This is a genomic window from Actinophytocola sp., from assembly GCF_009379765.1.
Taxonomy (GTDB): domain Bacteria; phylum Actinomycetota; class Actinomycetes; order Mycobacteriales; family Pseudonocardiaceae; genus Actinophytocola.
This window is the reverse complement of record NZ_WHTD01000002.1, coordinates 34,624-59,583: the sequence shown is the minus strand read 5'-3', so window position 1 is coordinate 59,583 and position 24,960 is coordinate 34,624. Positions and strand designations below refer to the sequence as shown.

Genomic DNA, 24,960 nt, shown 5'->3' with positions numbered 1-24,960 from the left:
CCGTGGAGCTGCACGCGTTCCCGCTCGTCGCGGTCATCCTGGCCATCGCCGCCGCGGCCGGGCTGCTGGCCGTGCGGCTGCGGCAGCCGCTGATCGTCGCGTTCATCGGCGTCGGCATCCTGGTCGGCCCGGTCGGCATCGGCTGGGTCGACGCCGACAGCACCATCGAACTGCTGGCCCGGATGGGCATCGCGATCCTGCTGTTCCTCGTCGGACTGCGCCTGGACCTGCACCTGATCCGCAGCACCGGGCCCGTCGCGCTGGCCACCGGCCTCGGCCAGGTCGTGTTCACCTCGGTGTTCGGCTACCTGATCGCGATCGCGTTCGGCATGGACAGCGTCACCGCGCTCTACGTCGCGGTCGCCCTCACCTTCTCCTCCACGATCATCATCGTCAAACTGCTGTCCGACAAACGCGAACTCGACCAGCTCCACGGACGCATCGCCGTCGGCTTCCTGATCGTCCAGGACATCGTCGTGGTCCTGGTGATGATCGCGCTCACCGCGTTCGGGCAACCCACCAGCGACAACCTCACCCTCAGCATCACCCTGATGCTCGGCAAAGGACTCGGCCTGCTCGCCGGTATCGGTCTGCTCATGCGCTACGTCCTGCCGTGGCTGCTGCACCACATCGCCCGATCCCAGGAACTCCTCGTCCTGTTCGGCGTCACCTACGCCGTCTCGATCGCCGCGTTCAGCGAATGGCTCGGTTTCAGCTCCGAGGTCGGCGCGTTCCTGGCCGGCGTGTCCCTCGCACCCACCGCCTACCGCGACGCGTTGGGCGCCCGGCTGGTCAGCCTGCGCGATTTCCTGCTGCTGTTCTTCTTCCTCGACCTGGGCGCCAAACTGGAGTTCACCAACGCCGCCCAGCAGATCACCGAAGGCGCCGTCTTCTCCGCCTTCGTGCTCGTCGGCAACCCGCTCATCGTCATCCTCATCATGGCCGCCCTGCGCTACCCGGTCCGTGTGGGCTTCCTCGCCGGACTCACCGTCGCCCAGATCTCCGAGTTCTCCCTCATCCTCGCCGCGCTCGGACTCAGCCTCGGCCACATCACCAACGCCACCGTCAGCCTGATCACCGTCGTCGGCCTGATCACCATCGCGGCTCGACCTACCTGATCATGTACTCCCACCAGATCTACCAGCGCATCCACCGCTGGCTCACCGTGTTCGAGCGCGCCCGACCCAAGCCCGAAGAACCTCCCGGCCAGAACGCGGATGTCGATGTGATCCTTTACGGGCTCGGCCGTTTCGGCAGCCACCTGGCCGACCGGCTCACCCAGACCAGGCACGGCGTCCTCGCGGTGGACTTCGACCCCCACACCGTCGCGACCGCCGCCCGCGAGGGGATGAACACCGTGTTCGGCAGCGCCGAGGACATCCACCTCCTGGAAGCCCTACCCCTGACCCACGCCCGGTACGTGATCAGCACGATTCCCACGCGAGAGACCAACCTGACACTGCTGCACAACCTGCGCCACCACCACTACGACGGCACAGTCGCGCTCACCGCGCACACCCGCCACGACGCCGACCAACTCCGCGCCGCCGGCGCCGACACCGTCCTCGAACCCTTCGCCACCGCCGCAACCGCGACCTCGGATGCACTACGCGACCTGCTCAGCACAGATCACGACCCCGGTCACGGGATGGACCTCGATCATGACGCACCGCGTTGATCAGCCGCGACGAGCAGAAGATCGGGCAGGGCTCCCACCGATCCACGGAGCACTCCGGGAGTACTCCCGTCATGAGTCGTCGTCGAGCAGGCGGCACGTCATGAGGTGGGAGCCGAAAGACCCACCGGTTGAGGGACATCGGTCCCTTCTCCGAGCTGACACCAGACATGCACGATCAGGACAAGTCGGGCAAATCGGTGGACGGTGTCCGCGACGAGCACCGCCGACATTCCGTGATGGAGCCGTTGTTGCCGGACAGACGTGAGGAGAGGTCTGATGGCGAATGTTGCGACTCGGCCGGTCGTGGTCGGCATGGACGGGTCGACCTCGGCAACACAGGCCGTGCGTTGGGCCGCACGTGAGGCGACCCGCCGTGATGCGCCGCTGGTGATCGTGCACGCGTGGCCACTGGTTCCCGTTGCCGTGCCGCACGCGGCGACGCTGCGCCCCTATCAGGACGCGCTGGCCGAGCAGGGCCGCGAGTGGCTCGTGGAGGCTGCTGCGGCAGCCAAGGAAACCGCACCCGATGTGGTGGTGAGCGCTGAGCTGAGCAGCGGCTGGGCAGCAGCGCAGTTGATCGGGCGGTCGGCCTCGGCCGAGTTGGTGGTGCTCGGTTCGCGAGGGTTGGGTGGGTTCAGCGGCTTGGTGGTCGGGTCGATCGCGGTGGCGGTCGCCACCCACGGGCACTGCCCGGTCGTGGTCGTGCGAGGAGCAGACCCACATGCCGAACCTCGGCAGGACGGTCCGGTGGTGGTCGGCGTGGACGGGTCACCGACCAGTCAGGCGGCGATTCTTTTCGCTTTCCAGGCCGCGTCAGCCGGAATGTGCCTCTGGTGGCTGTGCACGCCTGGAGCGACCTGCCCCTCGCGACCGTCTGGGAGCTGACGGCGGACTGGCGGTCGATTCAGGACCAGGAGTCGACGGTGCTGAGCCAGCGGCTGGCCGAGTACCGGGCACGGTATCCGGACGTGCCGGTCGAGCAGGTCGTGGCCCGTGACCGTCCGGCCCACATTCTGCTTGACCACGCCAAGAGGGCCCAGTTGGTCGTGGTCGGGTCCCGCGGTCGCGGCGGGTTCCGCGGTCTGCTGCTGGGAGCCACCAGCCAGGCCCTGATCCACCACGCCGCCTGCCCCGTGGCCGTTGTCCCACCACCCCGACCATGACCGCCCCGACAACCACCGCGCACACGCGGCGGGGCAGCGCGGCGTGCCGGACTGTGTGAGCCCTCAGGTTGTCGGCGATGTCGAACCTCGACCTGCCGAACTCAATCCGGCCGAAGAGGTCTTCCCAGGACCGGCCGGGCAGCCCGCCGTAGTCGTAGTCCGCGCGTTTGGTCGGGTGCGACAGCACCGCGTATGCCTCGGCGATCTGCTTGAAGCCGTTGCTCGGCGGCACGTCCACGGCTTCGGTCGGGGTGGTGTTTCCTGGCCAGGTCGCGGAAGGCAGTTTGATCGTCGTGGTGTCGGCGTCGTGGGGGATGCCCAGCACCTCGTAGTAGTCGTGCGCCGTCCTGAGCACCTCCTCCCTTTTCACCTCGAACGTCCGCTCCCGCCGAGTGGGGACGGTAGGGACGAAGGGCTCTTGCTGTTGAGGAAGGAGGGTGGTGGCCGGTTCCGGGACCGGGGTCTTTGCTGAGGTGTATGACCAGTCCGTTCGGGGTGTGTGAGTCGTCCACCCCGTCGAGGTATGTGATCGATCCGGCGGCGAACGCGACCGATGACGTCGTCGCTCGCGCCACGCTGTCACCGGACCGGCCGGCGTTCGCCCGCGAGGTCGATGGCGAGTGGCGCACGGTGACCTGGGCGGAGTTCGCCGGGCAGGTCACCGCGCTGGCCGGGGGCCTGATCGCTGCCGGGGTGGAGCCGGGTGATCGGGTCGCGGTGATGTCGGGCACCAGCTACGAGTGGGTGTTGTGCGACCTGGCGATCTGGACCGCGGGCGCGGTCAGTGTGCCTGTCTATGAGACCTCGTCGGCGGCTCAGGTGTCCTGGATCCTCTCCGACTCGGAGGCGGTTGCGGCGATCGTGGAGAACGAGCGCTGCCGAGCACTGGTCGAACAAGCGGCCCCTGAGCCTCTTCGCCAGGTGTGGCAGATCGAGGGCGGTGACCTGGACACGCTGGCGCACAACGGCGAACGGGTCTCAACCGATGCCATCGAGCGGCGGCGGCGTGGTGTGACCGCCGAGTCGCCTGCGACGATCGTCTACACCTCCGGCACGACCGGGCGGCCCAAGGGTTGCCTGCTGCGCCACGGCAACCTGCTCGCCGAGGTACGCAACCTCGCGCTCGCCGACGGCATCAGGGAGCACGTGCTCGGCGAGCACACCTCGCTACTGCTGTTCCTGCCGCTGGCACACATCTTCGCCAGGATGGTGCAGCTCACCGCGATCCACAACGGTGCCATGACCGCGCACACGAGTGACGTGAAGACCGTGGCCGCGGAGCTTGAGTCGTTCCGGCCGACGCTGGTGCTGGCAGTGCCGCGGGTGTTCGAGAAGTTCACCAACGCCGCCCGGCGCACGGCGGCGGCCAGCGGACGTGCTCGCCTGTTCCGGGCCGCCGAGAACACGGCCGTCGAGTACAGCCGCGCCCTCGACCACGGCCGGCCCTCACGCTGGCTGAGAGCCAGACGACGGCTGTGGGACCGGCTCGTCTACCGCAGGCTGCGTGCCGCGTTCGGTGGTCGGCTCGCCTGTGCGGTGTGTGGGGGAGCGCCGCTGTCCGCGCGGCTCGGTCACTTCCTGCGTGGCATCGGGGTGCCGGTGTTGGAGGGTTACGGGTTGACGGAGGCGACGGCGGGGGTCACGTTGAACCTGCCGGCCGCACAGCGGATCGGTTCGGTGGGGCGTCCCGTCCCGGGCTGCACGGTGCGGATCTCCACCGACGGTGAGGTTCTCGTGTCCGGCAGCTCTGTCTTCGGCGGCTACTGGCACAACGTCCAGGAAACCCGGGTCGCTCTCGACGACGGGTGGCTGCGCACCGGTGACCTCGGCGAGTTGGACATCGACGGGTTCCTGACCATCACCGGCCGCAAGAAGGACGTGATCGTCACCGCGTCCGGCAAGAACGTCGCCCCGGCGGTCCTTGAGGACACGGTGCGCCAGCACTGGCTGGTCGACCAGTGCGTCGTCGTCGGCGACCGGCGGCCGTACATCGGCGCACTTGTCACTCTGGATCGGGACGCCTTGGCTGAGTGGAAGCGTGAGCACCACATCGATCCCGACGCCACCATCGCGGAACTCCGCGGCCACCCCGAGCTGTTGACGGCTATCCAGGCCGCTGTCGACGACGCCAACCGTGCCGTGTCGCACGCCGAAGCCATCAAACGGTTCCGCATCGTGCCGGTGGACTTCCTGGTCGGCGCCGAACTGACCCCCACCGAGAAAGTGCGCCGTGACTACGTCGTCACGACCTTCGCGCACGAGATCGACGCGCTCTACACAGACCCGGCATGAGGCATGTCGGAAGCGTCGAGTCGATGTGAGAGCTCGGCCCGGCGCTCGTCCTGGGCATGCAGCCGAGCCGACAGCACCGCTACCTGTGTCCGCCGTCGCATCCCCAGCTTGGCCAGCAGGTGCGACACGTAGTTCTTCACGGTCTTCTCGGTGAGGCACAGCCTGTCGCCGATCTCCCGGTTGGTCAGTCCCTCGCCGATCAGACCGAACACATCGCGTTCGTGTTCGGTCAGCACGGCCAGGGGCTCCTTGGTTTCACGCTCCTGGTCGAGCCGCTGTAGCAGTGCCACCGCGGTTCGGCGGTCGATCAGAGACCGGCCACGGGCGACCGTGCGCACCGCGTCGAGCAACTCGCTGCCACGTGCGCTCTTGAGCACGAACCCTGACGCACCCGCCGTGATCGCGGCCAGCAGCGCCTCCTCGTCGGGGTAGAAGGTCAGTACCAGACAGCGCACCTCGGGCAGCCGTGACCGCAACTGCCGGCAGAGTGTCACGCCATCGCCGCCGGACATCCGCACGTCGAGCACGACGACGTCGACGTCGCCGTGCGGGACACGGGCCAGCGCCTCGTCCGCCGAGGACGCCTCCCCGACGAACTCCAGGTCCGGCTCGTGCGCGATGAGGTCAGCGACACCGCGCCGGACGATCTCGTGGTCGTCGACCACGAACACTCGGATGGGCATTGGTCGCCTCCTCGACACGATCCGATGAGTGCAGGTGCGCGGCGAGGAGAGCGGCCTGGGTCCGCCGTTGCAGGCCGAGCTTGGCCAGGACGTGTGACACGTAGTTCTTCACGGTCTTCTCGGCGCGGGACATCTGCTCGCCGATCTGCCGGTTGGTCAGTCCTTCGCCGATCAGCTCGAACACGGCCCGTTCCTGTTCGGACAGTGCCGCGAGGGGGTCGGTGTGTTGGCGTTCTTCCCGGATGCGCGCACAGAACGCGGTGGCGGTGCGGGCGTCGAGCAGCGACCCGCCCGGGCCGATCGTGCGGATCGCCTCGATCAGGTCCGCGCCGCTGGTCTGCTGGGGCAGGAACGCCGACGCTCCGGCCATGATCGCGTCGAACAGGGCCGAGCCGTCGCCGTTCGGGGTCAGCATGAGGCAGCGCAGGCCAGGCAGTTTCGTGCACAGGACACGGCACAGCTCGATCCCGTCGCCGTCGGGCAGCCTGGTGCCGAGCACGGCCACGTCGGCGGCGCTCGCCGACACCCGTTCCAGGGCGTCGGCGACGGACGCGGTCTGGCCGACGACCGCCAAGCTCGGTTCGTCGTCAAGAAGTTGGGCCACTCCGCGTCGCACCAGTTCGTCGCCGTGGACCAGGAACACCTGCAGTCCCATCACACCTCCTCGTCAGTATTGACGCTATTCGCGGTGTGGCCCGTGGTGCCGTGGTCGAGAGGTCCGTCCGCACAGGGTCCAAAGACCGTTGTGCATGGGACGAAAGTCAGTGGCTGTCGGGAGCATCGAGCATGAGACAAGCCTGCGTTCGACTCTCACCGCCGGAGTCGATCCGCGTGATAGTGGAGATGTAGAACAGGAGTCTCGAGCACAGCAGGGGAACGTGATGGCTGTCCGGGATGCGGCTTTCGTGAGGGCCGGCTGGATGCCGACCGCGTTGGCCGCTGTCGCCGTGATCGACCTGGCGCGTCGTCCACCGGAGGAGGCGCGAGCATACCGGCCTTTGTGGACTTCGATCGTCGTGGTGATCTATCTGGATTGGCTGGCATATCTGCGGTGGAACTCGGGATTGTCCAATCTTGGTCGGGGAGATGTGCCGTGACGGTGGGGCCGCGCACAGAGGGAAGGCGTTCGTCCCGATCTGTCAGTGCCTTTGGTCCGCACTGTGCCGAACACGACGAGGATGAAGGTCTCGGGAAATGGAGACCTGCCGATCTTGGCGATCTGGTTCTCCCGAGAGAGGGTGGAGTCGGGCAGATCGAAGCAAGAAGGGACATGCGATGCCGGTACGGGCGACGCTCGGCGAACGCGGGCTCGACACGGGAAAGAGAGGCAGGCTGCACCGGCTTCTTCACGAGCACGGGCAGCGTAACGGGACCGCTCTTCTGCTCCAGTACGACCAGGGTCTCGAGCACGGGCCGAGGGACTTCTTCGTCAGTCCCGCCGCAGCCGATCCCAGGTACGTCATCAAGTTCGCGGTGGACGAGGGATTCAACGGAATCGTGCTGCACGCCGGACTCGCGGAGAAGTTCTACTGGGACTTCGCCGGCGAGGTCCCGCTGGTGCTGAAGCTGAACGGCAGGACCGAGATCCAGACACTCCTCGCGAAGTACGGCAGCACACCATGACCACCGGACACAGTGAACTCCTCAGGGAAGCGACTGACACGGCACTGGCCGCGGCCATCCGAGCACCATCTCCGCACAACAGCCAGCCGTGGCGGTTCGAGGTGTGTCCCGGTCGGATCGATGTTCTACTTGACCGGTCCCGCGTGCTACAGGTCGTTGACCCGGACGGCAAGGAAGCCCGGATCGCGTGCGGCGCGGCGCTGTTCAACATCCGCGCGGCCCTGCGTTCGGCTCGACTGACAACGACAACGGAGCTGAAGCCGGCCACGGAGAATCCCGACCTGCAGGCCACGGTACGGGTCACCGGTCAACCGTATGAACCCACCGCGGAGGACCTCTTGCTGGCCGCGGCGGTGGAGTTCCGGCACACCAACCGATACACCTTCACCGACCGACCCGTGTCCGACGAGATCCGGAACGAACTGGTGTACGCGGCGCGGGAAGAAGGCGGACAGCTCGTGACGCTGGACGAGCCCGCCCAACTGGATGCCCTCGCCGGCCTGGTCAGCGGGGCGGACGAAGCCCAGCGGCGGAATGCCGGGTTCCGTACCGAACTCGCGCGCTGGACGACACGTCTCGGTGAACGCGACGAGGGTGTGCCGATCGAAGTGGGCGGCCCACGACCGTCGACCGACGGCCTGTTCGCGGTCGGTCCATTGAGGACGAACGGCGACGCCGGCCGAACCCGCCGGCCGCTCCCGCTGGTCGGTGTGCTGACCACGCACACCAACAGTGACGAGGACCTGCTTCGGGCCGGCCAGGCCCTGCAGTGCGTCCTGCTGACGGCCACGTCGTGGGACGTGCGTGCCGCGTTCTTGTCCCAGCCCGTCGAGGTGGCCGAGACCGGGCGTGCCCTCCGGAATCTGGTGGCCGCGACCGGTCAGCCTCAGGTGGTGCTGCGGTTCGGCTACAGCAGCGTGGCGCTACCCACGCCACGACGCCCCGTGTCCGCCGTATCGCGATACCTGTAGACCGGTGGTCGAGGTGGTTACCAGTTCGGTGACGCGGCTCCCTTGCCCTCAAGCGGATCGTGGGCCGAGAGGGCCCGACCGAGGTGTCCGCGGCAGTGGTCTCGATCTGGTGCGGCTCTACCTGCGCCAGATCGGGGCGGTTCCGTTGCTCACGGCGGCGGAGGAGGTGGAACTGGCCAAGCGCATCGAGGCCGGGGTCTACGCGGAGGAACTGCTGCGCGCCGCGGACGCCGGAGAGCGGTGTCTGGAGGAGGGCCGGCGGCGAGACCTGGAGGTGCTCGCCCACGACGGTCACCGGGCCAGGGAACACCTGATCCGGGCCAACCTGCGGCTGGTGGTGACCGTCGCCAGGAGGTGCGTCCGCCGGGGGATGCCGCTGATGGACGCGGTCCAGGAAGGCAACATCGGGCTGATGCGGGCGGTGGAGAAGTTCGACTACACCAAGGGATGCAAGTTCTCCACCTACGCGGCGTGGTGGATCCGGCAGGCTCTGCAACGGGGCGCCGCCAACCAGGCGCGGGTAGTCCGGCTCCCGGTCCATATCGTGGCGGAACTGGACCGGCTGCGCAGTGCCGATCGGCAGCTGACCGTGCGCCTGGGACGGGCATCGGAGATCGAGGAACTCGCCGCGGAGGCCGGCATGTCCGTGCCGCGGGTCATCGAGTTGCGGCGGGCCGGCCGAGACGCGATGAGCCTGGACAGGCTCGTTGGGGACGACGCGGACACGCGCATCGGGGACCTCTTCGAGGACATCACGGCACCGTCGGCCCCTGAGGCCGCCGAACGGCAGGCACTCGCCGAGGACGTGCGTACCGCCGTCGCGCACCTGCCGCCTGAGCAGGCTCGGGTGATCGCCCGGCGCTACGGCTTGCGGGACGGTCACTACCACACGCTGGAGGACGTGTCCGCCGAACTGCGCGTCAGCCGAGAGCGGGTGCGTCGGCTCGAGCGCACGGGGCTCACACGGTTGCGGGAGTCCGAGCGGGACCGGCTCCTGGACTGGGTGGGTTGACGCTGTTGAGAACCGTTCGTGTCACCTACGCACGATCGAGTCGTCCGCCAGTCGCGCGCGGTTGCTGTCGCTGATCAGGAACACGCCGATCGCGGCCACGATCAGCCCGCCCACGACGTCGGCGGTGAACCCCACGACGATGCCCGCGCCGACCACGAGGCCGCCGAGCACCCGGCACACCCGAACCACGATGGTCGTGGCACGTTCGGCGTCGAGGCGGTGCCGCGGTGCCGCGTAGAGCATCTGCCCGCCGTCCGCCGACACACCGGGCAGCAAGTTCTCCAGCACGACCAGGCCGTGGATCACGGCCAGCCACGCCAGCGCGGCCACCACGATCGGCGCGAGCCCGAACTCGGCGGCGACACCAGCGATCGTGAGCAACAGCGTGCCGATTCCCAGAGTTGCCGCGGGCCCGGCCGCGGAGATGAGGAACTCCGCCTTCGCGCTGCGCGGGGTGGCCGCGAGGTCGGTGATCCCGCCGCCGAACCACAGGGTGACCCGCCTGGTCCGAACGTCCCAGTGCCGCGCAACGGCGACGTGCGCCAACTCGTGCGCCAGCATGGAAGCCGCGAACAACACCGCCATCACGACCCCGGCTACCCAGTAAGCCACGACTGGGTAGCCATCAGCGGTCGTCGGTACGGCCACGACCGCGATGACCACCACCAGCGCGCCGGTCCCCAGCACCGACCAGTGCAGCCGGACGGGAACGTGCACGGTTCTGCCGATCAGGATGTTTACTGTCACAACCCTGTCCTCCCAGTGATCCGGCTCGTGCACTACTGGACGGGTTGGCTGTCGATAGTCAGTTGGTCCAGCCAGTCGGGAGCACCGATGTCGACCACTGTGCCGTTGACGGCGACCGTGGGCGTGCCGAACGACATCCCGCCAACGGCGGGGCGCTGCAAGGCGGGGTCGGCCATCGCGGTGGCCAAACTGTCGTGAATCGCCCGGTCGTAGGCGCCGGACGCGATCTTCTCGGCGAACCGTGCGTCGTTGATCCCTAACCGCCGGCCAAGCTCCACCAGTTGTCCGGTGTCGTAGCCCTGAGCGCCTTCCTTGGGTTGTGCCGTGAGCAGGCTGCGGTAGAAGTTCAGGAACTTCTCTGGCGCGACATCGGCCGCAACGAGCGCGGCGTTCGCGGCCCGCAGCGAGTAGCCGGGTGGGTCGGAGCGGTCGTCCAGCAGGTTGACCAGGTGGTAGCGGACCTGGATCGCACCCGAGGTCAGCTTCGCCGCCATCTGCTTGCCGTAGGACTGCTCGAACTGCTGGCACGCCGGGCACAGGAAGTCCTCGTAGACGTCCATCGTCACGGCCGACGCCCGGCCGACGACTGCGGTGGCGGTGTCCCGGTCCAGCGACACCGCCAGACCGTCCGGCGCGGACGTGACCGCCGGGATGGGCCCGGACGACTCCGCCGTCTTATGTGCGGTCACCCACAGGGCGCCGCCGATCACCACCACGGCCAGCACCAGCACGATCACGAGCCCCAGCACGATACCGGTACGGCCGGGCCGGCCGGCCCGAGCAGCCGCCACGGCCCTCGCACCTCTCTGCCGGCGATGAGTGCGCCTACCCATCCGAAACCCTCCTTAGTGGACGGTCGCGGCTCGCCCGAGGGCGACGGGTTTCCCGTCTTGTGACGGTAGGTCAAACCTTGGCACGCGAGCCACCGAAACCGAACTCCGCGCCCCCGGGCGGGTCACCAGGTTTCCCCTGGCACGACCGAGGATCTGCCTCCCACACCGGCTACTAGCAGAGCATTTGGTCTCCGAGTGGCGGGGCGTAGGACTCCGGTCCGACCGGGCGTGCGGTGTGGACCGTCCCCGGAGGCGAGAGCTCGCCGCACCAGAGAGCATTCCCCGAGGACCCTGGATCTTCCGGATCGCGCTCGCCTCCGGGCCGGCAGCACGACCTTGTCCTGCGCGCCAAATCCGGACCAGAGCCCAAGGGCCTGGTCCGGATCGGACCTTCGGACCGGTCTGAACCTGCGAGCCCTGCTCTGACCGCGACAGATTTGCTCCGCAAGCTCCGTTCAGCGACGTTACGGAGACTTTCGTCGTGGTGGACAGGGTCCTTGTGCCTCTGGAGCCGGGAGTTACGCCGGGTAAGGCTGGAGGAAGACGGGAAGGCGGTGATCCTTCGTGCGGTTCACTGACCGAGGTGACGCCGGTCGCCAGTTGGCCGACCGGGTGGGGTTCCTGCGTCTGCCACGACCCGTGGTGGCCGCTGTTCCGCCGGGCGGTGTTCCGGTGGCGTTCGAGGTCGCGCAGCGGCTCGGGGCGCCGCTCGATGTCGTAGGGGTGCGCACACTGGGTGCGCCGTTACAGCCGGGAGTCATCGTCGGCGCGGTCGGCGAATGCCGCGTTGTGGTGCTGAACCAGCGCCTGGTGAAGCAGCTCAGCATCGCGAAATCCTGGTTGAACGCCGAGGCGAATCGTGCCACGGCGGCAATGACCGGGCAGGTCGGACGGTTGCGCAACGGCCTGCCCTCCCCGCCGGTGCTCGGCCGCGTGGTGGTTCTCGTCGACGACGGGACGGCCAACGCATTGACCGTGCACGCGGCGGTCGACGTCCTGCGCCGGCGCGGTGCGGCGCGTGTCGTGCTGGCCTCCCCGGTCGTGGCCGTGAACGCGCTGCCGGCCCTGCGCCGCCATGTCGAGGACGTGGCCCGCCTCGAGCAGGTGTCGACACGGCAAGCTGTCGGGCGCGGCTACCGTGACTTCCGCCCGGTCAGCGACAACAAGGTACGCCGGCTGCTGTCCGTGGCTGCGGGCCTGCAGCCCGACCTGGCCTGCGAGATCGCCGTGCGCGACGGCGATGAAGGGCCGCTGATGGGTAACCTCGCGGTGCCGGTGGGCGCGATGGGCCTGATCATCTTCGCGCACGGTCCAAGTGACGGCCGGCGCAGCCCCGAGCGCAGGACCCTCGCCACACGTCTGGGGGAGGCAGGGCTCGGCACACTGCTCGTGGACCTGCTCACCGAACGCGAAGCGACACGGCCGCGCGCGGCCCGAGACGTTCGGTTGCTCGCCGACCGGCTCATCACGGTGACCCGGTGGGTCGCCAAGAGACCGGAACTGGGCCACCTCCCGATCGGCTACTTCGGTGTCGGAACCGGAGTCGCCGCGGCGTTCGTGGCCGCCGCGGAAACGAAGCTGGCCGACGCGATCGTCTCCTGCGGTGGCTACCCCGACCCGGCGACCGGCTGGCTGCCCCAGGTGGCCACGCCGACACTGCTCATCATCGGCACCCGCGACACCGCGATCCGGGCCGCGAACATCCGGGCCCAGTGCGCGTTGCGGGGCGTGGCCGAACTGGAGACGGTGCCCGGAGCCACCTATCCCATCGGCGGGCCAGCCACCCGCCAGCGAGTGGGTGACCTCGCCGCCACGTGGTTCGTCGACTACCTGCGTCCGCTGACCGCCGCTGCCGGCTGAGCTGGTTCGCCGTCTGAGAGCTAACCAGTGTTCAGGACGGGTGGTGCCGTGGCGGGTGGTGTGGGTAGTGCACCGGTGAGGTAGCGCTGGATGGTTGGTCCGATGGCCGCCGCCACCCAGTCGATGGTCGCGCTGGCGATCGGCTCGATGCGCAACAGGTACCGGGCGAGGACCAGGCCAGACAGCTGTGAGGCCAGGAGGGCTGCCCGCACCGATGCCTGTGCTGGATCCACGCCTACCCGCTCCACCAGCGTGGTGGTCACCGCCGGTGCGATGTGTTCACGCACCAACGTCCCGAACCGCTGCTCGGTGACCGCTGTGCGCAGCAACGCGCTCGCGGTCGCGCCGGCATCGCCTTCCCACAACCGCAGGAACCGCGTCACCAGCCGCTGCCCGAGTTCGTCCGCCGGCCCATCGAACAGTTGCGACAGCAGCTGCCGCCCGTCCACCGAGCTGGTCAGCACAGTACGGAACAGCTGGTCCTTCGAGCCGAAGAAGTAGAGCACCAGGGACGGATCCACCCCGGCCGTCGCGGCGATCTGCCGGATCGTCGCGCCGAGATAGCCCCGCGCCGCGAAAGTCTCCCGCGCGGCCCCCATCACCGCCGCCCGGGTCTGGGAGTTGGCCGGACGCCGCCCCCTGCGTGTCATCGTGCGGCCCCCTTTCCTCCTGCGACAACAAGCCTGCCGTGCCGAAGTCGCGGTCCGACAAGTGCTTTGGTCCTGACACGCACGATCGTTGGGCCTCCGTGTGTGCGGCCCTAACGCCCCCCGTGCGTCGGGTACTTCGGCACGGCACGAGGTGCGTTCGACTCTCACCACCCGGAGTGGCCCGCGTGATGGTGGAGGTGCGGAAGGAGTTGGAGGAGCGATGACACAGCAGTGCACATCACCGGTGATCGAGGGACTGCCGCCGGAGAACATTCCTACGGCGATCCTCGCTGACGTCCGGGCAGGCGGCCACCCGGACGAGGGGTACGACCGGGTCGTCTTCGACTTCCGGGACAGCACCTCGACGCCGGGGTTCTCAGTCGGTTACGTCGAGCGGATCGTCCAGGACCCGTCCGGTGAGCCGTTGCCGATGTTGCTCGGTGCGAAGTTGCTGGTCGCGATGCGGTGGGCGGCGGCGCACGAGAACGGTGACACCACCGTGCTGCCCGGCGATCTCGACCTGCGCCCGGGCCTGGGCCGGATCAAGCACGTGAAGCTGGCCGGCGACTTCGAGGGAGTGCTGTCGTTCGGGATCGCCGTCGACCCCGCGGACGACCCGGCGCCGTTCCGGGCTTTCGCGTTGTCCGGCAACCGGTTGGTGGTCGACGTAGCGCACGCCGGCAGGAACCCGTGGTATTGCGGTGAGGTCTTCTTCGGTGACCGCCACAAGATCGCGGCCGGGATCGACCCACCGGTAACCGCGGTCGAACGGCGCCTCACCAAGCCGACGGTGGCCGGTGCGGCGCTCCAGGAACTGTTCAAGGGGCCGAACGAGGCCGAACGGGGACGTGGTCTGGTGTTCGTCGACAGCCACGCCACCGGGTTCACCGACCTGCGTGTCAGTGAGTGGAAGGTCGCGCACGTCCGGCTGCTCGGGCCGATCAGCAGCGACGGGTCGGCGGTGATCACGATCGCCTCGGAGATCATGCCGACTCTCAAGCAGTTCCCGACCGTCGACTGGGTCAAGGTCTACGACGAGGACGGCAAGACCGAACAACCCGACGGGCCGGAGGACTCCATCCCTGAACAACTCGAGCCGTGATCGGCTGATGCTTCGCGAGGTTCTCGGAAAGGGGCCAGGCCATGCATGCAAAACCGGGTGACTGGTTGATCGTGGAGATCGCCGGGACCGATCAGTCAGCTCGTCGCGCCCGGATCGAGGAGGTCAGCTCTCCGGACGGTGCGCCGCCGTTCACCGTGCGGTGGCTGGACACCGGCCGGAAAGGGCTGGTGTTTCCAGGGCCGGACGCTCATGTCATGACACAAGAGGAGCTCGACGAACTGGACGCCCGGATGGCCGACCGAGCCGCCGGTCCCGGGCATCGAGCCGCACCCCAACGGGGGCGACCATGACCCCGCCACCGGCGCGTGCCGTGCGGTTGGTTCGACTGCTGCGACCGGGCGGGAACCCGCTCGCGCGCGGCGTCGACCGCGTGGAGGGCACAGCGATGCTGCTGTCCGTGCTGCTCGCGCTGATGCTGGTGCCGGTCATGCTGACACTGGGGTCGGTGACCCATGCGGACCTCGCCGAGGACAGCGCACACCAGGCCAGCACCCGGCACGAGACCGTCGCGATCCTGACCCACGACGCGCCGGCGGTCACCTTCGGCGCGGGCGGCGAGATCGTCAGCGGCAAGTCGGACGTGCGAGCCCGGTGGCGGCTGCCGGACGGGACCGTCCGGACCGGCCTCGTGCCCGCCGAGGACGGTATGAAGGCGGGCACCGAGGTTCCGGTCTGGCTCGACGAGTCGGGTAGTTCCGTGGATCCACCGATGTCCACCGCCGACGCGGCGGCGGTGGGTGTGCTGGTGGCCGTGGGCGGCTGGGCCGCCGTCGCCGGACTGCTCGCGCTCGCCTGCTGGGGCCTGCACCACACACTCGACCGGCGCCGGCACCGGGCGTGGACAGCGGAATGGGCCAAGGTGGAGCCGGACTGGCACGACAGGCGACGGTGAACCAGCCGCAGCCGGCATTGGTGGGAATGAAGGGAGAACACCATGACACGTAAGCATTGGCGCGACTTGAGCCCGCACCAGCGTGGGGTGTTCGTGGCCGCGAGCGCTCTTCAGATCGGGCTGGCCACGGCAGCGTGGACCGACCTGGCGTGCCGGCCCCAGGAGGCGGTCAACGGGCGCAAACCGTTGTGGGCACTCGCCATCGCGGTGAACTTCGTCGGCCCGATCGCCTACCTGTGCTTCGGCAGGGTGAGAACTCGGCTCACGTCCTGACCGGGCTTGCCCGGTCGCCGGTGGTCGCGGCCGCGAGGAAGTCCACGACCGCACGCAGGTTTCCGTGCGCGCGCAGCGCCGCGCGTTGCCGGGCCGCGCCGCCGCCATGTGCTCGTAACCAGGCCAGGCACCTCAGCACCACGTCCAGATCGCCGAGCACCGTCAGCGCCGGGCGGACATGAGCCAACAACGTGTCCACCAGAGCCCAGCCCGGCGCGGGACTTCCGGTGAACGGGTCGAGGCACTGCCCTTCCAGGCCGGCCAGCGCGGCCTGCTGGCACGCCGAGAGCAGTACCGCGTTGGGAACGCATGGCGTTGGTCGCCCTAACTCCAGTGCGGTGGTGACGAGGGCGCGGGTCAGTGCGGCTTGGAGGACGGTCTCTTCGACGGTGGCCGGTACGTCGGCGACGCGGACCTCGACGGTCGGTGCGTGCGTGGACGGCCGGACGTACCAGTAGACCATGCCGGCGTCGAGGATCACCCCGGTCTCCACGAGCCGGGACACGTGCGCTTCGTACTCGCTGGTGGAGCGGAAGTGGGGTGGGATGCCGGTGGCTGGCCAGCGGGCCCACATGGTCGTGCGCCAGCTGGCGTGTCCGGTGTCGTGACCGTCGAAGAACGGTGAGTTCGCACCGAGGAGGAGCAGTGCGGGCAGCCACGGCCGCAGCTGGTTGCTCGCTTGCACGGCATGCTCGAGATCCGGCACGCCGACATGCACGTGACAGCCGCACACGCCTTGGTCGTCGGTGAGCGCGCCGTAGGTCTCGACCATCTGCCGGTAGCGTGGCGTGTGGGTGACCGGTGGTGGTCCGGGCCGGCCGAGCGGTGGGGTGCCGGTCGCGATGAGCAGGGCCCCATGGCGCCGGGCGGCCTGTGCGAGTGTGTGGCGTCCCCGCAGCAACTGTTGCCGCAGTTGGTCGAGGCCGGTGCACACGGGTGTCGCGAACTCCGCCTGCGCCGGCGAGAGCTCCCGTTGGAAGTCGGCATCGGACAGTTCGGTGACTGTCGTGGCCCCTGCCGGCACCGGACGCCCTGTGGTCTTGTCGACGAGGAGGTACTCCTCCTCCACACCGAGCGTCGGGGCCATGTCGCCATTGTCGTCTGCATCGTGGGGGCAGGATGCGGACCTTCGGCCCTTGCGAGGGGACCGGAGGTCACTGCTGTGGCACCAGAGCGGGACGGAACCTTCTGTCATGGCAAGGAACAGGAAGAACTTCGTACGTGGGGCTGACATCCGGTACCGATTTCGGCGTGGCGGCTTCGACTTCTGGCTGCAGTGGGCGCTGGCCTGTCAGACGCACGGTGGCAGCGAGGCAGGGGAATGCTTCTCCGTGGCGTCGCGGATCCGGGACGGTGACCCGGACAGTTGGGTGCGGGCCTGGTCGGCGATGGGGGAGAGGCTTGAGGAGCATGCGGTGTTGGCGCTGGACCGCGGGCACGTCGTCAGCGCCCGCGAGGGCATACCTGCGGGCCTACACCTACCAGCGGCTCGCGCTGCTGTACCTGCCTGTCACCGACTCCAGCTACCAGTCGTGGTGGCAGCAGGCGGTCCGCTGCTTCCGGGACGGTGCGGCCCTGCTGGACACCCCCGTCGACCCGGTCACCATTCCCTTCGACGGCACCGTGCTGCCCGGGTACTTTCTGAAGTCTGACGACTCACCCGGCCGGCACCGGACGCTCATCATGGTTGGCGGCGGCGACACCTTCGTCGAGGACCTGTACTTCTACATCGGTCCGGCCGCGGTCAAACGCGGTTACCAGGTGCTGATCGTCGACCTGCCCGGTCAGGGCGAGCTGCCGTTCGCCGGCCTGCCGATGCGCGCCGACGCCGAGGCGCCCATGGGCGCGGTCGTCGACTACCTGCTCGACCGGCCCGACGTCGACCCGGACACATTGGCCGCGTTCGGCGTCAGCGGCGGTGGATACTTCGTCCCCCGCGCCGCCACCCGCGATCCCCGTATCAAGGCGTGTGTCGCCGCCAGCGCGATCCCCGACTTCCGCGAGTACACGACGCAGGGCGATCCAAGGGCCGAGCGCTACGCCCGCCGGCTCGGTTCCTCGCTCTACCAGTCGATCCTCGCGCTGATGGGCCGGCGCCTGCGTGCGCGGCTCATCCTGGTCGAGACCTACCAGTGGCGGTGGGGGGGTGGACACCGCAACCGAATGGCTGGAGACGTTGCGGGCGTTCACGTTCGACCCGGGACAGATCAGCTGCCCGCTGCTGCAGCGCATCGGGGAGTCCGAGTACGGCACGGCCCCGGTCAGCCGGGCGCAGCAGCACCGCTGCCTCGACCAGGCGCGTAGCTCCCGCAAGGGCCTGATCGTCTGCTCGTACGCCGACGGCGGCTGGGGACATGCCTTGGTCACCAACCTCAGCCTGATGAGCCGCCTCGTGTTCGACTGGCTGGACGAGGCATTCGCGTCAACCGACCTATCCGTCTCCAGCCGGGCAAAGGGATGACATGACCACCTCGTCATGTGTTCGCGCGCCACGCTGTTACCAAGCGCTACGGAGTAACCCGGTGGCGCGAACTCTCGGCTGCGGTGCTAGCGGCCGGTGGTGGCACGGTGAGCACCGGTATCTCGGCGAACTCCAGAATGCGCTGGCTGTGGTGGCCGATGTAGGGCTCGCCGGGACCGAGATGGCTGGTGCGGCCGAGGACGACGAGGTCGGCCGGCCAGGACCGGGCGTGGTCGAGCACGCACCGGGCGGGCTCGCCGGTCACGTGTTCGGTCCGCACTGGCACGCCGGCGTCGGACGCCAGGCGGGCGACATGGGTGAGCAGCGACTCCGCGGCGGTGGGCCGGGGTATACCGGTGCAGGCGGCGGCTCGCAGCGCAGCGGTGATCTCGCTGTTGACCAGCACGTGCAGCACCTGGAGTTCCGCTCCGGTCGCGGCGGCGATCTCGATGGCGGTGTGGGCGGCGGCGAGTGCGGCTTCCGAGTCGTCGACCGCGAGCAGAATTCGGCGGATTATGGTGTCACCTCCTTGGTTCGGCGCTGGGCTCGGCGGCGGGTCAGTCCCTCGGCGCGTTCCTGTTCCTCCAGTGCCAGTTCCAGGTCCGTGGTCGCCTGGCGTAGTTGGGGGATCCAGCGGCGGTTGAGCGCCCGCACCCGCTGCCGGGTGGTGGTGATCTCGTGCTCGACCACTCGCAGTGCCTCGAGCACGGTCGCGTGCCGCACCGCCGACTCGAGCGCTGTGCGGTACACCTGCTCGGCCCGCACCAGCGCCCCACCACCGATGACGGTGATCCCGGGCGGGCGATGGGGCGGCTCGTAGGTCGCCTCGACGGGGTAGGTCACGCCCATCGAGGTGGTCCAGGTGATCGTGACGGTCGCGAGGTCGGTGGTGGTGGCGAGCCGTAGCCCGCGTTCGCCGCCGGCGAGGGCCGCCCGCAGTCCCCAGGTCTCGGCGTCGGCGACGTGCTCCGCCCACTGTGCGCCGGTGTGTTGGGCACGCAAGGAGAGCCGGCGGTGTTCCTCACGCAGCGTGCGCAGTTTCTGCTCCAGCAATGTCGTCGCGCGGGTGGCGGCGGCGAGGCGCCGACGCAGCCAGAGCCGTCCGGACCGTCCGGGTGGGACCCTGATCATGGTGGATCACCGTGTGTGGCAACGAGTTCTGCCGGGAGCATCGTCAGTTCGCGGTGGGGTAGCCGCAGCAACACCTGCCATGCGCGGTCGAGGGTGTCGTCGATCTTGCGTGCCTCGTCGTGTCGCTGGTCGACGAGTTCGGTGCGGAAAGCCTCTTCGAGGTCCAGGTAGCACCGGTCGGTGCGGCTGAGCGCGCTCTCCCCGACGAGGTCGGCGAGTTCCCGTACCTGGCGGGCTCTGGCCAGCGCGGCGAGCAGTTGCGCGGCGATGTCGAGGTGGTCCTCTCGGGTGCGGCCGGGGCCGGCGCCGTGCCGCATCAGCCGGGACAGTGACGACAGCGGCTCGACGGGCGGGTAGGTGCCGGTCGCGTGGACCTGCTCGGACAGCACGATCTGTCCTTCGGTGATGTAGCCGGTGAGGTCCGGGACGGGGTGGGTGAGGTCGCCGGCCGGCATGGTGAGGACCGGGACGATGGTCACCGAGCCGGGCACGCCTTGGATGCGGCCGCAGCGCTCGTACAGCGAGGCGAGGTCGCTGTAGAGGTAGCCGGGGTAGCCGCGCCTGGCGGGGATCTCGTCGCGGGCGGCGGAGACCTCGCGCAGTGCTTCGGCGTAGCTGGTCATGTCGGTGAGCACGACCAGCACGTGCCGTCCGCCGTGAAATGCGAGGTGTTCGGCGACGGTCAGCGCGACCCTCGGGGTGATGATGCGCTCGATGACGGGGTCGTCGGCGGTGTTGAGCAGCAGCACCAGCTCGCCGGCCGCCGACCGTTCTTCGAGGCCGTCCCGGACCAGTGCGGCGTCGGCGCGGGTGAGGCCCATGCCGGCGAACACGACGGAGAACGGTTCGCCGCCGACGTTCGCCTGTGCGGCGATCTGGGTGGCGAGTTCGAGGTGTGGCAGGCCGGGCACGGAGAACACCGGCAGTTTCTGTCCGCGCACGAGCGTGGTGAGGCCGTCGATCACCGACACCCCGGTGCTCACCGGGTCGGCCGGCGGCTCACGGCGGATCGGGTTGAGCGGGTAACCGGTCACTGGCGCCCGTTCGGCGCCCAGGATCGGTGGGCCGCCGTCGATCGGCTCGCCACGGCCGTTGCACACCCGACCGAGCCAGCCGGTGCCGACGGGGATGTGCAGTGGCTCGCCGGCGAACTCGACTCCGGTGCCGCCGGTGGTCATGCCGCTGGTGCCCTCCAGCACCTCGACCACGGCGAGGTCGCGGTCGACCTCGAGGACCTGGCCGTGCCGCCATTCCCCGCCGGCCAGGCGGATGCGGGCGAACTCGTCCCAGCCGACCCCGGAGAGCCGGTCCAGCACGAGCAGCGGGCCACGCAGCTCCCGCACCGAGGTGTACTCGATCATGTACCTACCTCCCGTACGTTCGCCAGAACACTGACACGATGGGCCCACACGGCCTCGACATCGTCCGGTGCGGTCTCCTCCCTGGCCCGCACTAGCGGCGAGAAGTCGACCTCCTCCAGCTCCCCGGCCGGCGTCCCGGCGGCCACCGCCTCCTGCGCGGCGTCAACGACGGCCAGGACCGCGTCGACGAGCGCGGCCGTCTTCGCCGCTGACGAGAACGCATCCTGTGTGGACAGCGCGCTCTGCTGCAGCACGGCCTCGCGCATCAGGCGGGCGCCCAGCAGCACCATGCGCTCGTGCCCGGGCAGGGCGGCGACCCCGACGAGGTCGGCGATCGCGGCGAGCCGGTCAGCGTCGGCGAGCAACCCCACCACGCGGCCGCGCCGGGTCGCCCAGTCGGGATCGCCGTGGCGGGTGTGGTGGGCGCCGATCGCGGTGACGTCCCGGGAGAACGAGCCGGACCAGGACACCCGCCGGGTAGTGGCGGGCGTAGGCCAGCTCGCGGTCGAGCGTCCAGCGGCAGCGGACGAACCGCTCGGTCAGCGCGGTCACCGGCTCGGTCATGTCCCCGCCCGGCGGCGACACCGCGCCAACCACGGTCACCGACCCGTGCCGCCCACCGAGCGTCTCGACCGCGCCGGCACGCTCGTAGAACGCCGCCAGCGCGGAGGCCAACTCGGGAGGATAACCCTCCTCGGCGGGCAGCGCGCCGGTGCGAGAACCGAACTCCCGCAACGCCTCCGCCCACCGGGACGTCGAGTCGGCGATCAGCACCACGTGATGCCCCATGTCGCGGAAGTACTCCGCCACGGTCATTCCCGTGTGGACACTCGCTTCCCGGGCCATCATCGGCATGTTCGAGGTGTTGGCGATGACCACCGTGCGGTCGGCGAGTGTGCCGCCGGTGCGCGGGTCGGTCAGCGCGAACAGGTCGGCCATCACGTCGGCCAGCTCGTTGCCCCGCTCACCGCAGCCGACGTAGACGATCACGTCGGCGGCGCACCACTTCGCGAGTTGTTGCAGCAGTACCGTTTTGCCGGTGCCGAAACCGCCGGGAACAGCCGCTGAGCCGCCGCGCGTGACCGGGAAGAGCAGGTCCAGTGCCCGCTGCCCGGTGTGCAGGGGCTCGACCTCGTCGAGGCGACGCCGGTAGGGCCGGGGCCGGCGCACCGGCCACTCCTCGACCAGCCGCACGTCCGCGCCGGCCACTCGGGCGACGACGGTGTCCGAGTTCCCTGTGCTCGCAAGGAGTTCGACCGGGCCGGCGACGGGCGCTAGGACGCGATGGGGCACCGGGCCGGCGCCGGTCACCTCTCCCAGCGTTGTGCCGGGGTCGACCTCGTCGCCGGTTGCCACGCATAGCTCGAAGGTCCACGTCCGGCTGTCAGTGGTCGTGCCGGCGCCGGGTCGGAGGAAACGTCGGTGCGATGGACAGCGGGCGGAGCAGCCCGTCGAAAACCTGGCCGAGCAGGCCCGGCCCGAGCCGCGCGGACAGCGGATGACCGCCCGGCTCGGCCGGCGCCCCCGGTATGAGCCCGCCCGTGTACTCGTACGCCTGCACCGTCACCACACGGTCCCGGATGGCCACTACCTCACCCGGAATCCGGGCCGGCCCGAGCGTGACCATCTCGTGCATGGCCAGATCGGTGTCCACGTCCAGCTCGACCAGTGGACCGGACACGCGCCGAACCAACGCGGTCATGGTTCCCACAACCCGTCCAGCTCCGGGCCGAGCGCGGCGACAGCCCGTTCGGCGAAGGCGTCCAGCGAGCAGTCCACCCGTGCGCCGGCGGTCCGGCCGTACACCCCGCCACCCAGCGCATCGGTAATCTCGGCGTCCGGGCCGAGGAGCCGCCGGACCTCGGCTACCAGCTGCTCCCGCAGGCGCGGGTAGCCCGGCTCGTCACGTAGCCGTCGCACGGCCGCGACCACCTCGGTGCGCAATCTCTCGTAGGCAGCGGCACGGGCGGTCAGGTCGGCGGACCGCACAGCGCGACGGGCCCTGGCCCGCATGGTGGCGAGGACCTCCTTGGCCTCCGCCTCGCCCTGCGACCGTGCCCGTTCCGCCAGCTCCGCTGCCTCCCGCTCCGCGGTACCGACGACCTCGGCTGCCTCCTGGCGAGCCCGCGTCAGCGTCCGTTCGGCGTCGGCTTCCGCGCGCCGCAGCAGTGCGTCCCGCAACGGCTGCAGGGCTGTGGTCAGCTCCGTCATGACGGCATCACCACCGTCAGCGGCCAGTCGTGTGTCAGCTCGTCCGCAAGGATCTCCGCCGCGGCCGGGGTGAGCACGACAACCGCCACGTCGCGGTCGAGCGACCGCCACGCCGAGCGCACCTGGTCGGCGTCGTCGGTGCCGGCCACGACCGCGCCGGCCAGCGACCAGCCGCGAACCAGGGCCCGCTCGCCAATCACCGCGACGGTCGCCATCAGGCCCTCCCGATGAGAATGATGGCCACGATCAGGCCGTAGATCGCGATGCCCTCGGCGAGCCCGACGATCACCATGGCCCGGCCGAAGATCTCCGGTCGCTCGCTCATCGCGGCGAGCGCGGCGCTGCCGGTGTAGGCCACGGCGATGGCCGCGCCGATCGACGAACCCGCCACCGAGATCGCGGCGCCGATCAGCGCCGCCCAGTTGCCGGACTGATCGGCCTGGGCGGCCACCGTCTCCGCCACAGCCGGCCCGCCGGACAGGGCCAGCAGCAGCACAACCAGGGCGCCGGCCAGCAACACGGCGTTCAGGCCGAGCAGGATCGCGATCCCGGAGCGGCGCCGCCCGCGCAACAGGCGGACGACCAGCAGTGCGGCCGCGACCAGCACGGGTAGCCCGATGAGCCAGACACTCATGTTTCCTCCTCCAATGGCAGGTGCCACGGCCGGAACGGCTCGCCCTCGCCGGTGAAGATCCGGGAGAACAGCTCGTAGAACTCCAACCGCAACGCCTGGATCCCGGCCACCAAGGCCTCGAGCGCGAACGCGAGGACGTTGCCGGCGACGAATACGGCCACCCCTGCGACAGCGGCGAGCCACCCAGACCCGAGCAACCCGGTGGTGCCGCTCCACACGAGCCAGCCCAGGGCGGCGTGGGTGAGCCCGAACGCGGCCAGCCGCGCGAACGAGAACAGGTTGGAACCGAGCCGGATCACCGTGTCGAACAGCTCGACACCCGCCTGCACCGCGCCACTGGCACCACCACCGGCCTCGGCGTGGAACCCCACCGCGGCAAGAAAGAGCCCAGCTGCGGCGACCACACCACCGGCCCCGGCAAGGAGTCCAGAGCGTAGGTACAGCCCACCGGCCACGGCACCGAGCCCCAGGAACACGGCCAAGCCGGCGACCCCCGACGATGCGTACATCGCGAGCCGGGGCCCGCCCTCGCGCCACCGGTTGACCACCGCGACCCCGTATGCGGCGGCGAGCAGCACGGCACCGACCGCGACGGCGGCGGTGAGCAGCCGGACCGGGTCGTCCAGCGGCGCCACCCACAGCACCGGCAGCACCCCGGTCGGGCCGAAGAACTCCCCGTACAGCGCGCCGAACACGATGGCGGCGAGCCCGGCCGCACCGACGAACGGCCACGCCTGGCGCAACGTGTGGGAGCGCCTCGGCAGCCCGGCACGTAGCAACACTGCTGCGACGAGCAGCAGCAGACCGTGGCCTGCGTCGCCGAACATCATCCCGAACATCAGCACGTAGGCGACGCCAGCAAGCGGGGTCGGGTCGATGTCCGGGTACGGCACGGTGCCGTACGTGCTGACCAGGGACGAGAACGCACCACGCACCTCGCCGCCGGACCGCAGCAGGGTCGGCGGGTCGACGCCACGCGGCGTCGGCAGTGGAACCAGCGCGGCGCCGTGCCCGGCCAGTCGCTCGGACAACGCCGGCAGGTCGGGCTCCGGCGACCACCCGGTTAGGGCGGCGACTTCCCCGTGCCGCACTGCGATTTCGGCGTACTCCTCGACCTGTGCCTCGCCGGCGACCAGGTCGGCCCGGTCGGAGCGCTCCAGTTCCGCCAGGTCCGGCGGCTCGGCCGTGAGCGCTGGCTCCGTCGGGTTGGTGTGCAGCCGGCGCAGCAACGCACCGGCCGGGCCCGGCGCGGCCGGATTCTCGGCGGGCCGGTCGAGCTGGACCGTGCCCGCGACCGCGACGGTGACCAAAGCAGCACGCAGGTCGTCCCGCGGAGCGGCGAGTGCAACGCGCCGCATCCGG

30 protein-coding genes and 1 pseudogene are annotated in these 24,960 nt (G+C 69.7%); 14 read left to right on the top strand and 17 right to left on the bottom strand.

Translation table 11 applies throughout. From position 1 onward, the window contains the following. Positions 1-2 precede the first annotated feature (2 nt). From GEV28_RS00810 to GEV28_RS42055, 4 genes are all read left to right on the top strand, one after another. Complete coding sequence (locus tag GEV28_RS00810; protein WP_291407474.1) at positions 3-1,118, top strand: cation:proton antiporter; 1,116 nt, start codon at positions 3-5, stop codon at positions 1,116-1,118. Between the two features lie 2 nt (positions 1,119-1,120). Then, on the top strand, positions 1,121-1,678 hold the full coding sequence (locus GEV28_RS00805) for an NAD(P)-binding protein (RefSeq protein WP_291407472.1): 558 nt from the start codon (positions 1,121-1,123) through the stop codon (positions 1,676-1,678). A 312-nt stretch (positions 1,679-1,990) separates the two neighbouring features. Continuing rightward, positions 1,991-2,563, top strand: a complete 573-nt coding sequence (locus tag GEV28_RS42060; protein WP_367115007.1) for a universal stress protein — start codon at positions 1,991-1,993, stop codon at positions 2,561-2,563. Then, positions 2,512-2,841 (top strand): universal stress protein, encoded by a 330-nt coding sequence (locus tag GEV28_RS42055; protein ID WP_367114999.1) that lies wholly within the window; start codon positions 2,512-2,514, stop codon positions 2,839-2,841. The genes GEV28_RS42060 and GEV28_RS42055 overlap by 52 nt, the downstream gene beginning before the upstream one ends. 163 nt (positions 2,842-3,004) lie before the next feature. Here the strand turns inward: GEV28_RS42055 and GEV28_RS42050 are convergent. After that, positions 3,005-3,166 (bottom strand): annotated as a pseudogene (locus tag GEV28_RS42050) (hypothetical protein); the annotation flags it as partial. 152 nt (positions 3,167-3,318) lie between these two features. On the opposite strand from GEV28_RS42050, the gene GEV28_RS00795 reads away from it, so the two are divergent. Further along, a complete protein-coding gene (locus GEV28_RS00795; protein ID WP_291407470.1) occupies positions 3,319-5,133 on the top strand; it encodes a long-chain fatty acid--CoA ligase in 1,815 nt (604 codons plus the stop codon). On the opposite strand, the gene GEV28_RS00790 is transcribed toward GEV28_RS00795, so the two are convergent. Then, on the bottom strand, positions 5,115-5,816 hold the full coding sequence (locus GEV28_RS00790) for a response regulator transcription factor (protein ID WP_291407468.1): 702 nt from the start codon (positions 5,814-5,816) through the stop codon (positions 5,115-5,117). The two genes, GEV28_RS00795 and GEV28_RS00790, sit on opposite strands and share 19 nt — an antisense overlap. Beyond that, positions 5,758-6,471 (bottom strand): response regulator transcription factor, encoded by a 714-nt coding sequence (locus tag GEV28_RS00785; protein ID WP_291407466.1) that lies wholly within the window; start codon positions 6,469-6,471, stop codon positions 5,758-5,760. The genes GEV28_RS00790 and GEV28_RS00785 overlap by 59 nt, the downstream gene beginning before the upstream one ends. Before the next feature lie 620 nt (positions 6,472-7,091). Between GEV28_RS00785 and GEV28_RS00780 the strand changes: the two genes are divergently transcribed. The 3 genes from GEV28_RS00780 (at position 7,092) to GEV28_RS00770 (ending at position 9,422) form a co-directional block, all read left to right on the top strand. After that, positions 7,092-7,439, top strand: a complete 348-nt coding sequence (locus tag GEV28_RS00780) for a hypothetical protein (RefSeq protein ID WP_291407464.1) — start codon at positions 7,092-7,094, stop codon at positions 7,437-7,439. A gap of 143 nt (positions 7,440-7,582) precedes the next feature. Further along, on the top strand, positions 7,583-8,410 hold the full coding sequence (locus GEV28_RS00775; RefSeq protein WP_291407462.1) for a nitroreductase: 828 nt from the start codon (positions 7,583-7,585) through the stop codon (positions 8,408-8,410). Between the two features lie 109 nt (positions 8,411-8,519). Beyond that, a complete protein-coding gene (locus GEV28_RS00770; RefSeq protein ID WP_291407461.1) occupies positions 8,520-9,422 on the top strand; it encodes a sigma-70 family RNA polymerase sigma factor in 903 nt (300 codons plus the stop codon). A gap of 21 nt (positions 9,423-9,443) precedes the next feature. On the opposite strand, the gene GEV28_RS00765 is transcribed toward GEV28_RS00770, so the two are convergent. Both GEV28_RS00765 and GEV28_RS00760 read right to left on the bottom strand, forming a co-directional pair. Next, entirely contained in the window at positions 9,444-10,169 is a 726-nt protein-coding gene (locus GEV28_RS00765) for a site-2 protease family protein (protein ID WP_291407459.1), read from the bottom strand. Positions 10,170-10,201: 32 nt separating this feature from the next. Then, entirely contained in the window at positions 10,202-10,960 is a 759-nt protein-coding gene (locus GEV28_RS00760; protein ID WP_291407457.1) for a thioredoxin domain-containing protein, read from the bottom strand. A 606-nt stretch (positions 10,961-11,566) separates the two neighbouring features. Between GEV28_RS00760 and GEV28_RS00755 the strand changes: the two genes are divergently transcribed. Beyond that, the gene (locus GEV28_RS00755) at positions 11,567-12,862 is read left to right on the top strand and encodes a phosphoribosyltransferase family protein (RefSeq protein ID WP_291407455.1); all 1,296 of its coding nucleotides are present in this window, start codon (positions 11,567-11,569) and stop codon (positions 12,860-12,862) included. Between the two features lie 20 nt (positions 12,863-12,882). Here GEV28_RS00755 and GEV28_RS00750 read toward each other — a convergent pair whose 3' ends face one another. After that, entirely contained in the window at positions 12,883-13,512 is a 630-nt protein-coding gene (locus GEV28_RS00750) for a TetR family transcriptional regulator (RefSeq protein ID WP_291407453.1), read from the bottom strand. A 220-nt stretch (positions 13,513-13,732) separates the two neighbouring features. On the opposite strand from GEV28_RS00750, the gene GEV28_RS00745 reads away from it, so the two are divergent. Genes GEV28_RS00745 through GEV28_RS00735 form a run of 4 tightly spaced genes read left to right on the top strand, consistent with a single transcriptional unit; the run spans position 13,733 to position 15,800 of the window. Continuing rightward, positions 13,733-14,614 (top strand): hypothetical protein, encoded by an 882-nt coding sequence (locus GEV28_RS00745; protein ID WP_291407450.1) that lies wholly within the window; start codon positions 13,733-13,735, stop codon positions 14,612-14,614. A 41-nt stretch (positions 14,615-14,655) separates the two neighbouring features. Then, positions 14,656-14,925 carry a DUF1918 domain-containing protein gene (locus GEV28_RS42045; protein ID WP_367114998.1) on the top strand — a complete coding sequence of 90 codons (270 nt, stop codon included), beginning with the start codon at positions 14,656-14,658 and terminating at the stop codon, positions 14,923-14,925. Next, positions 14,922-15,527 carry a hypothetical protein gene (locus tag GEV28_RS00740; protein ID WP_291407449.1) on the top strand — a complete coding sequence of 202 codons (606 nt, stop codon included), beginning with the start codon at positions 14,922-14,924 and terminating at the stop codon, positions 15,525-15,527. The genes GEV28_RS42045 and GEV28_RS00740 overlap by 4 nt, the downstream gene beginning before the upstream one ends. 42 nt (positions 15,528-15,569) lie before the next feature. After that, positions 15,570-15,800, top strand: a complete 231-nt coding sequence (locus GEV28_RS00735) for a PLD nuclease N-terminal domain-containing protein (protein ID WP_291407446.1) — start codon at positions 15,570-15,572, stop codon at positions 15,798-15,800. On the opposite strand, the gene GEV28_RS00730 is transcribed toward GEV28_RS00735, so the two are convergent. After that, positions 15,790-16,887 carry a glutamate--cysteine ligase gene (locus GEV28_RS00730; RefSeq protein ID WP_291407444.1) on the bottom strand — a complete coding sequence of 366 codons (1,098 nt, stop codon included), beginning with the start codon at positions 16,885-16,887 and terminating at the stop codon, positions 15,790-15,792. The genes GEV28_RS00735 and GEV28_RS00730 overlap by 11 nt on opposite strands. Before the next feature lie 323 nt (positions 16,888-17,210). Here GEV28_RS00730 and GEV28_RS00725 point away from each other — a divergent pair, with 323 nt between their 5' ends. Then, complete coding sequence (locus GEV28_RS00725; protein WP_291407605.1) at positions 17,211-18,104, top strand: prolyl oligopeptidase family serine peptidase; 894 nt, start codon at positions 17,211-17,213, stop codon at positions 18,102-18,104. Positions 18,105-18,307: 203 nt separating this feature from the next. Here GEV28_RS00725 and GEV28_RS00720 read toward each other — a convergent pair whose 3' ends face one another. The 10 genes from GEV28_RS00720 to GEV28_RS00675 are packed head-to-tail and all read right to left on the bottom strand — an operon-like array spanning position 18,308 to position 24,956. Further along, a complete protein-coding gene (locus tag GEV28_RS00720) occupies positions 18,308-18,763 on the bottom strand; it encodes a universal stress protein (protein ID WP_291407603.1) in 456 nt (151 codons plus the stop codon). A gap of 11 nt (positions 18,764-18,774) precedes the next feature. Then, the gene (locus tag GEV28_RS00715; protein ID WP_291407442.1) at positions 18,775-19,392 is read right to left on the bottom strand and encodes a V-type ATP synthase subunit D; all 618 of its coding nucleotides are present in this window, start codon (positions 19,390-19,392) and stop codon (positions 18,775-18,777) included. Further along, entirely contained in the window at positions 19,389-20,753 is a 1,365-nt protein-coding gene (locus GEV28_RS00710; protein WP_291407439.1) for a V-type ATP synthase subunit B, read from the bottom strand. Before GEV28_RS00710 ends, GEV28_RS00715 begins: the two co-directional genes overlap by 4 nt. Then, a complete protein-coding gene (locus tag GEV28_RS00705; protein ID WP_291407437.1) occupies positions 20,750-21,118 on the bottom strand; it encodes a hypothetical protein in 369 nt (122 codons plus the stop codon). Before GEV28_RS00705 ends, GEV28_RS00710 begins: the two co-directional genes overlap by 4 nt. Further along, a complete protein-coding gene (locus tag GEV28_RS00700) occupies positions 21,102-22,109 on the bottom strand; it encodes a hypothetical protein (protein ID WP_291407435.1) in 1,008 nt (335 codons plus the stop codon). Before GEV28_RS00700 ends, GEV28_RS00705 begins: the two co-directional genes overlap by 17 nt. A gap of 28 nt (positions 22,110-22,137) precedes the next feature. Next, entirely contained in the window at positions 22,138-22,455 is a 318-nt protein-coding gene (locus GEV28_RS00695) for a hypothetical protein (protein ID WP_291407434.1), read from the bottom strand. Then, positions 22,452-22,964 carry a hypothetical protein gene (locus GEV28_RS00690; protein ID WP_291407432.1) on the bottom strand — a complete coding sequence of 171 codons (513 nt, stop codon included), beginning with the start codon at positions 22,962-22,964 and terminating at the stop codon, positions 22,452-22,454. Before GEV28_RS00690 ends, GEV28_RS00695 begins: the two co-directional genes overlap by 4 nt. Further along, positions 22,961-23,179, bottom strand: coding sequence for a V-type ATP synthase subunit F (locus tag GEV28_RS00685; RefSeq protein WP_291407430.1), 219 nt, complete (start codon positions 23,177-23,179; stop codon positions 22,961-22,963). Before GEV28_RS00685 ends, GEV28_RS00690 begins: the two co-directional genes overlap by 4 nt. Beyond that, a complete protein-coding gene (locus GEV28_RS00680) occupies positions 23,179-23,598 on the bottom strand; it encodes an ATP synthase subunit C (protein ID WP_291407428.1) in 420 nt (139 codons plus the stop codon). Before GEV28_RS00680 ends, GEV28_RS00685 begins: the two co-directional genes overlap by 1 nt. Beyond that, complete coding sequence (locus GEV28_RS00675) at positions 23,595-24,956, bottom strand: V-type ATPase 116kDa subunit family protein (protein WP_291407426.1); 1,362 nt, start codon at positions 24,954-24,956, stop codon at positions 23,595-23,597. The genes GEV28_RS00680 and GEV28_RS00675 overlap by 4 nt, the downstream gene beginning before the upstream one ends. Positions 24,957-24,960 lie beyond the last annotated feature (4 nt).